Raw genomic sequence first — 13205 nt, 5'->3', positions numbered from 1 at the left:
CTTTGGTTAGCGGCATTCCGCCAGTCTGTTTTTTTGATCCTTTCCATGTCGAAAATTCGAAAGTCCGCCGAAGAGCTGAAGCAAATGGCTTTGGGACACATCCGAGCCTATCGCGGCTGCGCGACTGTCGTCGACGTCGGCATTCATTCCATCATCGACGATCGGGCCGGCTGCAATTGGTCGATCTCGGTATTGGACCTTGGCGAAGCGGATGGCGACCTGGCGCACCGCGCGGCAATTGAGGTTCAGGATAGTTTGAGTTCGAGTTTCGATCTTCGTTCGGATTGAGCAAGGCCCTGGCATCGGGCGCGCCCCCGCGGAAGAGGAAGGTGGAATAAATGATCAGCTCTCTTTTTTGGTACACCGGTTTAGTTGTTTGGGTTTGGATCGCGTTTCTATGTCTGCTGGCGCCGGTGATCGCATTCGATGATCGGTTGGTGATGCAACGCGGACGTGATGGCTGACCGGGGTTTGATCCAGGGCCGCTAAGCTCGCCGACCCGATAGGGTTCGTAACTGCCTGGATGCGCATGGAACAAAGCTCGCAGCTCCGGAATCGAGAGTCCGTGCATATCAGCATGTTGAATATTCCATATATTAAGCCCGCCACCTGCTGCCGGAAGCGCAATTGAAAGTGTGAATGACAAAGGATTGCTGAAATCCGGTGCCGAAATCCCCGCCCAGTCCAGCCGTTCGTATTGCAGATCGCAGTGGATTTTCGCGGGGATACTTATAAAGAGGGGTTCAGTCTGAAAGATGTGAAATCCGGACAATGCAAATTTCTGCGCATAACAGCAAGGCGCTGCCATTTCTTTCGACAGTACGTCCAGGACGCGCTGATATAGCCATCCAAATCTATCCAGCAGAACCTTGTTCAGCCTCTGGGCCAGCTCATAGTACTGGGCGGAGCCGTGTCGCATGGCGAGCGCCACCGCAATCTCTCCTTCCGGCAGTGTGGAAGGCGCCGGCGCGAACGTGCCGAAGCCTTTTTTCGAGCAAGCTGTTCCAGGCATGCGGCGACGCGGACTAACGCGTTGGCTTTCTCTGGTTCATTATTTTTTCGAAGCGACGTTCCCAGCGAAAATACCCCCTGGCCGACCCAAGCACGAACGGCGAGAGTGCGATCCCCCAGATCATCACCGCGTTTACAATGTTTGCCGGGAAGCGCATGGGCCGGATCAGGTCCACGAACAGCACGACCCGAAACGAGTCGGTCTCGTTCCAGGCTTCATGAAAAAAGCAATCGTCGAATATTAGTGCCTTACCCTCCTGCCAATGCCGCAGCTTGGAATTGACGACGATCGCGCAGCGTTCCGCCGGCTCGGGGATCAGCAGGCCGAGATGAAGGCGAAGCACCCCTTTGTACGGCCCGCGATGCCTTGGCAGCCGCTTGCCCGGTGCGAGGATCGAGAAGAATGCGGTTTTCATGCCGGGAATACGTTGCAGAAGCTTCGCTGTTTCAGGACAGCGGCGACAGGCACCCCAGGCTTTCAGGCCGAAGGCGTAAAAGAAGTAGGTCTTCCAGCCATCGTCCTGACTGAGATCGCGCTGCTCTCTGGAAATATCCTGGAAGTTCGGCAAGTCGGACGTGTACGGCAAGAGCCCATCCAGCTCGGCCCGGACCTTGCGCCAGTCCGCTTCGATGTCCGGTATCCAGGGGAATTCGCGATTGTCAAAAAACTCGTGATCACCGAGCTTGCTGAAGCGGGCGTAGAAATCGTCGAGGCTCCATACAATCCTCCATCCGAGACGGGTTGCCCAATTGCCAATCCTGTCTCGCAGTGTCGTGTTCATCGCAGCCCCAAGCGGACATCAGCAACCAGAGCCCAAAGATTCCTCATCTCGCAGCAAGCAAGTATCGCTGCTGAGCATTTCCGATTTGGACGCCCCGACGTGAGCGGCGCCCGATATCTCAAGCAAGCGATGTTGGAAGGGACGCTATGCCAAATTCAGGTCGGTGTCTCTAGTGCTGAATGTCCGCTTTGGGTCCAGCCTGTGTGAAAACGCGCACGCGCAGAGAAGCCGCAGAATTGTTTTCTCTCTTTTCGTCTTACAAGTCGAGTTGTGTTGACGTGTTACAATTGAATGGTGTCTGCGTTTTACAATTCAAGAACGACTATGTTTGTTTTACAATCGAAGAAACTAGATAGCTACCAAATCAGGCTAGCTCATTTCCGATAACGCCTTTGGCAAAATTAGTATGTCGTCGTAAGAGAAGAATCCCCGCTTAATAGATTTTAAAACGTAATCAGTCGCCTTGAATGCGGCCTTCGTCTTGATTGGCTCAATATCGATCCGATCAATCGTGCGTCGGTCACCCAAATAGTTTTCCGAATGCTTATCAAAATGTTCTTCAACGGAGACCTTAAGCAATGACTTGGGTGGAATGAGCAAAATCGCATGAAAATGAAGGCCGTCGTTGATAATAATATCTGAGACTGAAGACTTCTTCCTCCATTTAGGTACGGGAAGGTCACCGATAAAACTTCGGATCGCTCCGGACTATAAGCCCCGCATCGACTTCAAGACCTCATCGGCTATACCTTGATCGGACCACCCGACCCCCTCGAAAACAGCTCCACAAAAGTCGAAGAACTCTTGGCTAGCCTCAACCGGCTTACCGCTGATCCGCCATGCTTCATACAGGTTCACAATGAAGAACTCTCGGAGGGTGGCGGGCTTCCTCCCGCCAGCTTCTTTTGTGATGACAAGCGATTGAGACACGGCGGCATCGATATCTCGCAAGATAGCGGTGATCGTTTGTGACGGCCTGTGGTTCACCGCGTGGTAACGACCCTCCTCTGTGTCTTCTTCAACGTAGACTTGACGGCTCCTTCGTGGAGAACGAACTTCAGCGAGGCCAGAAGATCGCAATGGCAGCGTGTCCTCATCTGGGAATTCCTCTCGTAACCATCCGGTGTTAAGCATTTTACTTATGGGAGATGGCGTCGCTGACCGCAGCGCCTCCCGCCCCGCTGGTCCAACGCTGCTTAGAAGCTCGATGGCCTGCCGTATCTTCCCAGCCGCATCGTCTATTTTCTGCCGGTCTGCATCTCGACTTGGTTGCAGCCTTATTTCTCTCATCTCGACAGGCCATTCCCTGATAAGGGTCAATATATACTTCTTGGTCGCGTCTCGACGCTCGGGCTCAACAGCGAAGGCATCGAAGATAGCTCTGAGCCAATCGTCGTCGATAGCTTTCGGTTCAGGGAGATTAGAGTCAGTTATTACCGGTTTTTTGAGAACCATGGCCAGCAGTCCGCTAGTGCAACCGCGAGGGGACTAAGCGGCAGGCTGGTGCGGACCAGCCTTTCGGGAGCTACCCTAGCCGCGCTGATCATGAATTTAGGTGCAACAGGCTAGGGCTTCAACCCGTGGAAATGTCCTGTTGACGGGGGCGCAACCGCGGACATAGCCCCAACGGGTGTCTCATCTGCGCCGGTTCTTTGATCGTTTCGCCTTCGATATGTCGGTGACGTTCGCGCGCGGGGCCTTTACTTCGCCCATTGCCGTCGCCAACCGGCTCCCGATATGTTCGGATGCTTTTTTCAACGGGTCATTGTCGAGATGGGCATAGCGTTGCGTCGTTGCGCTTTGCGTGTGACCTAGCAGCTTGCCAATAATCGGCAGGCCAAGCCCGGCACCGGCTCCCACCGAGGCGTGAGTGTGGCGCAGATCGTGGATGCGGACGCCAGTCAGGCCCGCATATGCGGAAACGGCTTTCCATGGCTTCTTGAGATCGGAACGGGGCTTATCCGCCGAGCTGCCCGCAATAACAAAGCTGCTCGCTCTGGGCAGCTCATTCAGAATTGCCAAGGCTGGGGCGTTCAGCACAATGGTCTTCTTGCCGGTCTTGCTTTTCGGCAACAGCAATAGCCCGCGCTCGAAATCAACATGGTCCCATTTCAGGTGCAGAATTTCCCTGAGCCGAGCGCCGGTGAAGATCAGCAACCTGAGAGCACCGGCGGCGTGCGGTCCAATAACGGTGCGGCGGTTGTCTTCCTTGGGCGCATGTTTGGCCTTGGGCTTGGTGTCGTCCACCGTATAGGGCAGCCCGACAGTTTCGGCCTCTCGGATGGCTTCCCCAATCTGCGCCAACTCCGGCGTCGTCAGGTATCGTTCGCGGCCTTCTTCCGGGAAGTATTCGATCCCCCGGCAGGGATTGAACCCGACCGGTACAACATGAGTCTTTCCTGCGAAGGTAAAAAGGCTACTGAGGACACGAAGCAACCGGTTAGCTTGATAGGGAGTGTGGGCATTCTTGCTGTGGAGCCGCTGAATTTCGGCGGATGTGATCTTGTCGGCCTTGCGCTTCCCGATTTCCGGAGAAGCCAGCCTCTCCAGCAAGTCCCGGTACGATCTGGCGGAGGATGCCGAGCGCTTGGCCTCTACATGCTCGATCAGGAATTGCTCAGCCACCTCCGCGAGGGTGGATGCACGCTTGTCAGCGGCCCGCTGGGCTGCCGGATCGGCACCATGGGCGACAGAGCCCAACGTCCTCTTAGCCAACGTCCGGGCTTCGTCCGGGGTAATTGTGCCAACCTTTCCCACCGTAAGGCGTCTGGTAGGCGCACTGCGACCGCTGCCAGCCCGGTATTTCACGACATAGGACATCGAACCCGTGATCTGAACGCGCACACCAAAGCCCGGCAGCGAGCCGTCCCAAACGAAGTATTCGGTTTTTTGAGGCTTTAGGCCGTCAATCCGCCGTTTAGTGATCTGGGATGATGCCACTGCCGAGCGTCCTTCAGGAACCACGGAACCACCGCGTAACCACATGGTGGGAATCACGGGTAATCTCAAGGAACCATCGTAAAGCGGGAAACCCTTATAGCAATGGCATTTTTGATATTTCGGAAATGCTGAGTAATCTCAGGATATTACAGACCTCATAATTGGTAATGGAGAGGTCGACAGTTCAATCCTGTCTGGCAGCACCAGTCTATTGGGGTTCAGCACGTTGGTTTTTTGATGTGCGAGGCGGGACCAAGCCAAGCTGTTGCAGTGACCCTTTAACTTGGCGACGCCGAGAATAAGGTGCTCGCTCCGGCCGTTCAGCCGACCCCCGACAGTCGCTGACCGGGTCGCCGATGACCGGAAGCCGCGGCTCGGTCATGTCAGGAGCAAGAATGCGGAACCGCTATGGATAAGGGCTTCCTGACCTTCCATCGATCTGCCGAGCGCCATGCCTGGTATTTGCGCGGGATGGATCCAGTGTTTGATCCCGTGATCAAAGCCTGGATCATATCAGACCCGGGGTGCTGCGAGCGGCTGCTGACCTCTCCGGATACCCGCCCTGCGACCTATTCGGATGATTATGCCGCTCTGGAGAAGCGGCTCGGGATCGACTTTTCGAATGTGCTGCTGGCTTTCCTGCATATTCCGATGTGTCTCCACGAAGAAGCGCACCGCAAAGCCCGACGCCGCGTGGCCGCGCATCTGGCCGCCCGCAAGTCCGATCTGTCGGACAGCATGTCGAAAAGCCTCGCCGCACATCTGCAACCGCTTCGTCAGGAAGGCGAGTTGGAAATCATAAGCCAGGTTCTTTTGCCTCTTGTTCTCGGCGTGACCGAACCGCTCACCGATGTGCCGCCCGCCGTTGCCGCACAATGTCGAACGGTCTCGACGATCTTCGACAAATCGATCGGACCTCGCAAGCGTCAACGCATCGATGCGGAACTCGGCCTGATGCGCGCCGCGATCGTCGGCAAGCTCGACCCCGATGCCTCGGAAGATGAGGTGGGTTTGCGGCTTGCCTTGGCCGTGCTGGGGCGCGATACCTTGATAGGGACGATCGGTGCCAGTCTCTATTCCATCCTTTCCGCGAACCGGGGTCGCCGCTTGAACGAAATCATCTATCCGGAAATGCCGCCGGAAACCGGCGTACCCTACATCGAGAGGATCGCCATCCACGCTTTTTCCGACCAGCGGACGCGATTCAATGCCGGTGACCGGCTTCGGATATATTTCCAGGCTTTTGCGTATTCCGAATCGGCTCTGGACCAGTCCAAAATCTTCGGTGTCGGCAATCACCTCTGCATGGGGAAAGCCTTGTCGCTCGATCTCTGGAGAGAGATGACGTCCGCCCTTGGCAAGATCCCGTTATATGCAGATGTCGTTTCTCACGAATGGCGAACGGATGACTATGTATTTCTATGTCCGTCGCACCTGAACGTAAGGTTGCACGCATGACCTCGGCGGAAGCTCGCCAAAAAGTTCTGCGGGCGCTTGATGTCGCGATCAACGTCTTCAACAATCCGAAACTGAGCGGCACGCTCCACGATCCAGCCGTCGATGTCACTTTCGCCGAACTGGAGCTCGACAGTCTTGCCGCGGTCGAGTGTTGCATGGCGCTTGAGGACGACGTCGGTATCGATATCGATCCAGCGGACCTGGCGATCCATGACTCGATCAACAAGCTCGCCGAACATATCCTCCGGAGGGCAACCGCCGCGTGATTTTCGAGACCCTTTCCAGACTTGAGTCTCTCTTTGCGGTCGGGAACCAATCGATTGCACGGAGACAGCGTGCGCTATGGGACGCCGAGCAGTGCCTGACGCCCCTGGAATTTCAACTGGTCACTGAAACTTTCTGCGAGCGGTTCGCCGATGCGCGGGCTGATATGCAAAACCTTCTGCTTTCGCAATTGTTGGCGAAGGAAGCACCCGCCCGCTATGTGCGCAAACCGATCACGCCCGACGTGACCCTGTTTCACGATCCGGATGTCGAGCGTGCCAAAAAGTGCATTGTTCTCGCGTTCTGCGGCAGAGCCCACCGGCTCATGATACCAACCGGCGTTTTCCTGCAGCTCCTCCCGTGCAAAGAGGTCGACGTCGTGATCCTGAATGATCCGGGCCGCAATCACTTTGCCGGGGGATGTGGAGAATATGCATCGGATTTTTTCCAGCTTGTTACCAGATTGGGCAAGGATTTTAACCTTGGTACCTACAAGAACGTATGTTGCTACGGAACCAGCATGGGAGGTTTCGTTGCGTTGCGTTCCGGCCTGCTGCTCGACACCAAGTCCATCTCGGTTGGCGGCAGATTTCCCTGGCATGTCCAGCGGCTCGTTGCGGACTCGGCGATGCCGGCTTTCGATCTTCTGTGTGCTTGCAAGGCGTCCGATGCGGCAAAATTCGTTTGCGTCTACGGGATGAAGGAGGAAGACCGAAGAGCGGTCGACCATCTCGCGACCATGTTTCCTGTCACGCGCGTACCAATTCAGGTCACCGGCCACAACGTGATTTTCAAGATGTTGAGCAAAGGCACTTTGAGGCAATTTTATCAGGAGCATCTTGTTTCGGGATGACTTTCGAAAAAACGCATGCCAAACGAGCGTCAAAAGACGGCGGCGTCGACGTATGAGTGGTGGGTGCACGAACCCTAAGCCGCGGCTGGAACATCGCGGCAACGGCGGCGCCAATGGTTCGCAGATCCAGCGGCAGCCGAAACGATCCTTGCGCGTTGCAGCTTGAAAAAATTAAGGCTTCCTTAGGCTTTGATTAGGACTTCATTAAGCACAAAAAGCAGTTGTTTCCCAATAGGTTGGGTTATTCCCCGCTGTGATCCGGAAGTGACAGCATTTTAGAAAAAAGCTGTCTATCTGGCCTCCATGGACGGAGCCGGCGCGCGGCTCATCTAAACCGATCTCCTGGAGACAAACCAATGAAGAAGTTCCTGTTCGCACCTGTGGCCCTCGTCGCTCTCGGCGCGACCGTGCCAGCACTTGCAGCCGACCTCGGCGCCCGCACCTACAACCCCTACGCCAAGGCTCCTCCGGCCTATGTCGCGCCGATCTACAACTGGACCGGCTTCTATGTCGGCGGCCACGTCGGCGGCGCCTTTGGCGGCAACGACAACTTCGGCGGCTTTGGGCTCAGCAACAATGACAGCCGATTGCTCGGCGGCGTGCAGGCCGGCGCCGATTACCAGTTCGCGCCGAGCTGGGTGGCCGGGATCGAAGGCCAGTACAGCTGGCTTGGCAATAACGGCAGCACCGCACTTCCCGGCGGCTACTTCTACAACAACAACCAGCGCGCGCTCGCCTCGGTAACCGGCCGCATCGGCTACACCTGGGGCGCGGGGCTGCTCTACGTCAAGGGCGGCTATGCCTACTCCGACAACAACGACAGCCTGACGCTCGGCGGTGTGCCAGCCGCGTTCGCGCTGGATAGCGGCCACAGCAACGGTTACACCGTCGGCGCCGGCGTCGAATACATGTTCGCGCCGAGCTGGTCGGCCAAGGTCGAGTATCAATATTATGACTTCGGCCGCAGCCGGTTCACTGCTCCCACCCCTCTCATTCCGGTCGGCAGCTTCCTTACCGAAGACCAAACCGTGAAGGCGGGCGTCAATTATCGCTTCAACTGGGGCAGCCCGCTGGTTGCGAGGTACTGATCCCCCGTTTTGACAAGATTCGGAAAGGCCGGCTTCGCGCCGGCCTTTTTGTTTCAGGTCGCAAAAATCGGCCAGATTCCGCCAGTTTTCCCGATTTTGTTAACCCTGTAACCCGATACTGCCCCGGCGATTCATCCAAGATTCATCGCAGGGATGAATGCGGGCCCCGGGGCAGCAGCATGGCGTTACGATCCACCACTGGCAAATCCGGGCGGCTCGGCTTTTGGCGTCCACAATGGGGCGTCAGGGGCAGCCTGTTTGCCGCCTTCGCCGTCATCGCGGGCATGGCTATCGCCATCAGCGCTGGCGCCGGCATGGTGCTGGGACATCTCGGCGGCACCATGATGGATCTGAGCGGGCGGGACATTCCCCGTCTTGCGGCCAGCCTGCAATTGGCGGCCCAGAGCGCCAGTCTTGCCAGCCAGGGACCGGCGCTGCTGGCGTCGCGAAGCGAGGAGACGCTGAACGAGCGCTCCGCGAAAATAAAGCAAACCCAGGAAGTCGCCAGCGAGAAGCTTGGCGAGATCATCGAACTCGGCGCTGACAAGGCCGTGGTCACCGCCCTCAGCCAGACGATCCAAAACATCGACGACGCGATCAAAGGTCTCGGTACCGCGGCCCGCGAGCGGATCGAGGCGGCCGGCCTGCATCAGAAGCAATACGATGCCTTGCGCAAGGCGCAGGCAAGCTTCGTCGCCGCCGCCAGTCCCGCGATGATGGACGCCCAGACCCGCATCAACGCCATCTTCGGATCCGCCAGCCTGTCCCAGGACGACGCCGTGCAGGCGGCGCGGACGGTCGACCAGCTCGGCAATGTCATCGCCAGCAGCAATCTGATGGCATCCAACATGGCCGCCGCGCTCTCGGCCAACAGCGCCGACACGCTCGGAACGATCGAACAGGAATTTAAGGTCACCCAGGCGCGTGTCAGGACCAACCTCGACCTGCTGCCCAAAAACAACGGAACCATGGCGCTGCGAGACGCCGCCCTGAAATTGCTGGCGCTGGGCGAAAGTGAATCCGGCGTTTTCAACATCCGCCGCAAGGAACTCGACGCCGACGATCGCGGCCGGGTCATTCTCGAACAGACCGCCAGGCTCAATGCCAACCTCGGCGATAGCGTCGAACAGCTGGTGACCGGCGTGCAGACCAATACCGACGCATCGACCTGGCAGGCGCGCAGGGAAATTTCGCTGGCGACTGCGATCATGCTGGCGCTTGGCGGCCTTACCCTGGTCGCATCCGCGCTATTCGTCTGGCTCTATGTCGGCCGCAACATCCTGCGGCGAATTGGCAATCTGCAACGCTCGATGCAGCTTCTGTCCGACGGTGACCTTGAATCGGAAATTTATCGCAGCAACCAGCGCGACGAGATCGCCTCGATGGCGAGCTCGCTGGAGATTTTCCGCGAAAGCATGATCGAGGCCCGCGCGCTGGGCAGCGAGCAGGACAGGGATCGCATCGCCAAGGCCGAACGGGCCACCCGCATGGAGGCCCGGATCGTCGAATTCGAGACAACCGTGCGCGCCGCGCTCGACAGCCTGCAGGCATCGGCCGGTTCCATGCAGGTCACGGCGCAAAACATGTCAATGACCGCCGATCAATCCAGCACCCTGGTCGGTGCGGTAGCATCCGCCGCCGAGGAAACTTCGGTCAATGTCCAGACCGTATCGTCCGGTACCGAGGAACTGACATCGTCGATCACGGAAATCGGCCGCCAGGTGACCAATTCGGCGCAAATTGCCCGCAAGGCTGTCGAAGAAGCCGGCCAGACCGACGCGACCATGCAGGGGCTCGCCGAAAATGCCGGCCGCATCAGCGTCGTGGTCGACCTGATTCAGACCATCGCTTCGCAGACCAATCTGCTCGCGCTCAACGCCACCATCGAAGCCGCGCGCGCCGGCGAGGCCGGCCGCGGATTTGCGGTGGTCGCATCCGAGGTGAAGAGCCTCGCCAGCCAGACCGCCAAAGCGACCGATGAAATCCGCTCGCAAATCGCCAACATGCAGTTGGTGACCACATCGGCGGTCGGCGCCATCCGGAACATCGGCCGAACCATCGGCGAGATCAACGAAGTGACCACCGCGATCGCGGCCGCGGTCGAGGAGCAGGGTGCGGCGACGCGCGAGATCGCCCGCAACATCCAGCACGCTGCCGGAGGCACTTCCGAGGTTTCCAGCAACATCGTCGGCGTCAGCACAGCTTCAGCCGAGGCCGGAACGGCCGCCGGCGAGGTATTGAGCGCCTCGGGCGCACTGCGCCGCGAAGCCGACGTGCTGCGCGCGGAAATCGACTCGTTCCTGTCCAATATCCGGGCCGCCTGAGATATCGGTCATTCCGGGATGGTCCGAAGCACCAGCCCCGGAATGACGGCGCCATGTGTTTTGCCCAAAGCCGCATCCGTTTTTTCGGCTGGCGCGAGCCCGATTGTGCGGCTAAGCCGGTAGCAGAAAACTGTGACGCGAAACCATGCATTCAAAAACCGACACGGTTCAGTCCTCGGTCGAGGCTCTGCGATACCCTTGGGAAAATCATCCCGGCCCCAATGAGGTCGTCGAGGTGATGCCGGGCGTGCTATGGGTCCGCCTCAAGCTGCCATTCCGCCTCAACCATGTGAACATCTACCTGCTCGCCGACGGCGACGGCTGGACCATGGTGGATTCCGGCTTCGGCAACGAGGAATCGATCGCGGCCTGGACCGCGCTGTTCGAGGGCCCGCTGGCGCATGTGAAGATCACCCGGCTGATCGTCACCCATTCGCATCCCGATCACGTCGGCCTCGCCGGCTGGATCGTCGAGCGCTTCAACTGTCCGCTTCATATGTCGCAGGTCGAATATCTGCAGTCGGTCTACCATCAGAACCGCGGCACCGAGGAACGGCGAAACGCGCAGCGGCTGTTCTTCCGGCGTCATGGCATGGACGAGAACCTGACCGACAAACTGCTCGGCCGCGGCCAGGATTATCTGAAACGGGTTTCCATCCTGCCGCCGGCCTATCGCCGCATCTCGCATGGCGACGAAGTCTCGATCGGGACGCGGCGCTTCAAGGTCATTACCGGCGGCGGCCATGCGCTCGACCAGGTGATGCTGTATTGCGCCGCCGACAAGCTGTTCCTTTCGGCCGATCAGGTGCTGAGCAAGATTTCACCCAATGTCAGCGTATGGGCGGTCGAACCCGACCAGAATTCGCTGGGGGAATATCTGGCCTCATTGGCGAGCCTCACCACCACGCTGCCCTATGACCTCCTGGTATTGCCCGGCCATGGCGTGCCGTTCTACGGGATGAAAACGCGCATCAAGCAACTGGCCGATCATCACGAGGAGCGCTGCCGGTTGATCGCCGACGCCTGCCGGGAAACGCCGCAAACCTCCAAGGAACTGGTGCCGGTGGTGTTCCACAAGCATGTGCTGGACGTGCACCAGATGGGCTTTGCCGCCGGCGAGTTGATCGCCCACGTCAATTACATGCTGGTCGAGGGGCGCCTGACCGCCGAGGAGAGCGACGGCGTGCTGCGCTTCAGGACCACCTGAGTTCTCAGGCCCGGATCTCCTGGCGCTGAAGTATCGCGCGTCCTCAGCGCTCCAAACCGAAGGGATCGTCGACCGAATAGGCCGGCTGGGTGAACCAGCGGGCGCCGGTTTCGGTGATGATCATGTGATCCTCGAGGCGGACGCCGAATTCGCCGTAGATGCAGATGGTCGGCTCGTTCGAAAAGGTCATGCCGGGCTTCAGCACGGTCTTGTCGCCCTTCACCAGATAAGGCCACTCGTGCACGTCGAGCCCGATGCCGTGGCCGGTACGGTGCGGCAGGCCGGGTGTCGCATAGCCCGGCCCGAACCCGCCGCCGTTAATGACCGCGCGGGCGGCAATGTCGATATCCTCGCAGCGGTTGCCCGGCTTGGCGGCCGCGAAGCCTGCGGCTTGCGCGGCCTTCTCCAGATTCCAGACCTCGCGCTGGCGTTTGGTCGGCTCACCGAAGACGTAGGAACGCGTGATGTCGGAGAGATAGCCGTCGACCGGCGCGCCGGTATCGATCAGGATCATGTCGCCTTCCCGGAGCGTCTGCGGATAGGGCACGCCATGCGGATAGGCCGAAGCCTCGCCGAACAGCACCGCGTTGAAAGGCGGATCGCCTTCCGAACCGAGCTTGCGGTGCGCCGCAGTGATGAAGGCCTGCACTTCGGTGGTGGTGATGCCTTCGCGCATGATGCGGGCGGCGGCCTTGTGCGCTTCGAGCGTGATGTTCTTGGCGGTCTGCATCAGCGCGATTTCGTGCTCGGACTTGATCATGCGGCAACCGGCGGTGACGTCGATCGAGTTGATGAAGGTGTAGGCGTTGCCGGCGCGGCGCAGTCCGTCGAAAGTGAAAAACGGCGTCGCCTCGTCGACGGCGATCGTGCCGCTGGGATAACCGAGCGCGCGCACGGTCTCGGTCACGGTCGCGGTAGGATCCTCCTCCTCCTCCCAGACCGCGATCTTGTCGCCGAACGAGATCATGGTCTTGAGTTTCTCGACCTCGAAGGCGGGCGAGACATAAACGATCTCGCCCCTCGCCGGCAGCACCGCGCTGTGCATGCGTTCGGTGCGACGGAATTTCAATCCGGTGAAATAGGTCATGCTGGAGGAAACATCGAGATAGAGCGCGTCGATGCCTTTCTCGCGCATGATCGCCTGGGCGCGGGCGATGCGCCGCAGCCGCTCATCGACGCCGATCGGCGGCACGTCCCCGCGCATGTTCTCCATGGCGACGAGTTCCGCCTCCGCCGTCGATCCGCCAACGCCAACCGTCATCGCGAGTCCCTTTTAAT

11 protein-coding genes are annotated in these 13205 nt (G+C 58.9%); 6 read left to right on the top strand and 5 right to left on the bottom strand.

The features are described from left to right. Window positions 1-151: 151 nt before the first annotated feature. The 4 genes from E7813_RS03950 to E7813_RS03935 form a co-directional block, all read right to left on the bottom strand. A complete protein-coding gene (locus tag E7813_RS03950; RefSeq protein WP_291571091.1) occupies window positions 152-931 on the bottom strand; it encodes a hypothetical protein in 780 nt (259 codons plus the stop codon). A 94-nt stretch (window positions 932-1025) separates the two neighbouring features. After that, window positions 1026-1793, bottom strand: a complete 768-nt coding sequence (locus E7813_RS03945; protein WP_291571089.1) for an aspartyl/asparaginyl beta-hydroxylase domain-containing protein — start codon at window positions 1791-1793, stop codon at window positions 1026-1028. 708 nt (window positions 1794-2501) lie between these two features. Next, window positions 2502-3248 (bottom strand): hypothetical protein, encoded by a 747-nt coding sequence (locus E7813_RS03940; protein ID WP_291571087.1) that lies wholly within the window; start codon window positions 3246-3248, stop codon window positions 2502-2504. 180 nt (window positions 3249-3428) lie between these two features. Further along, window positions 3429-4733, bottom strand: coding sequence for a site-specific integrase (locus E7813_RS03935; RefSeq protein ID WP_291571085.1), 1305 nt, complete (start codon window positions 4731-4733; stop codon window positions 3429-3431). A gap of 408 nt (window positions 4734-5141) precedes the next feature. Here E7813_RS03935 and E7813_RS03930 point away from each other — a divergent pair, with 408 nt between their 5' ends. The 6 genes from E7813_RS03930 (at window position 5142) to E7813_RS03905 (ending at window position 11927) form a co-directional block, all read left to right on the top strand. Continuing rightward, window positions 5142-6191 carry a hypothetical protein gene (locus tag E7813_RS03930; protein WP_291571082.1) on the top strand — a complete coding sequence of 350 codons (1050 nt, stop codon included), beginning with the start codon at window positions 5142-5144 and terminating at the stop codon, window positions 6189-6191. Further along, window positions 6188-6457, top strand: a complete 270-nt coding sequence (locus E7813_RS03925; protein ID WP_291571080.1) for an acyl carrier protein — start codon at window positions 6188-6190, stop codon at window positions 6455-6457. Before E7813_RS03930 ends, E7813_RS03925 begins: the two co-directional genes overlap by 4 nt. Continuing rightward, complete coding sequence (locus tag E7813_RS03920; RefSeq protein ID WP_291571078.1) at window positions 6454-7308, top strand: hypothetical protein; 855 nt, start codon at window positions 6454-6456, stop codon at window positions 7306-7308. Before E7813_RS03925 ends, E7813_RS03920 begins: the two co-directional genes overlap by 4 nt. Window positions 7309-7664: 356 nt before the next feature. Beyond that, window positions 7665-8396, top strand: a complete 732-nt coding sequence (locus E7813_RS03915; protein ID WP_291571077.1) for an outer membrane beta-barrel protein — start codon at window positions 7665-7667, stop codon at window positions 8394-8396. A 179-nt stretch (window positions 8397-8575) separates the two neighbouring features. Next, the gene (locus E7813_RS03910; RefSeq protein WP_291571075.1) at window positions 8576-10720 is read left to right on the top strand and encodes a methyl-accepting chemotaxis protein; all 2145 of its coding nucleotides are present in this window, start codon (window positions 8576-8578) and stop codon (window positions 10718-10720) included. Window positions 10721-10865: 145 nt separating this feature from the next. Then, window positions 10866-11927 carry an MBL fold metallo-hydrolase gene (locus E7813_RS03905; RefSeq protein WP_291571073.1) on the top strand — a complete coding sequence of 354 codons (1062 nt, stop codon included), beginning with the start codon at window positions 10866-10868 and terminating at the stop codon, window positions 11925-11927. A gap of 43 nt (window positions 11928-11970) precedes the next feature. Here the strand turns inward: E7813_RS03905 and E7813_RS03900 are convergent, their stop codons facing one another. After that, window positions 11971-13188, bottom strand: a complete 1218-nt coding sequence (locus E7813_RS03900) for a Xaa-Pro peptidase family protein (RefSeq protein WP_291571072.1) — start codon at window positions 13186-13188, stop codon at window positions 11971-11973. Window positions 13189-13205: the final 17 nt, after the last annotated feature.

Origin of the sequence: Bradyrhizobium sp. (assembly GCF_004799405.1) — a bacterium.
Classification (GTDB): Bacteria; Pseudomonadota; Alphaproteobacteria; order Rhizobiales; family Xanthobacteraceae; genus Bradyrhizobium.
This window is presented reverse-complemented; position numbering and strand designations above follow the sequence as displayed.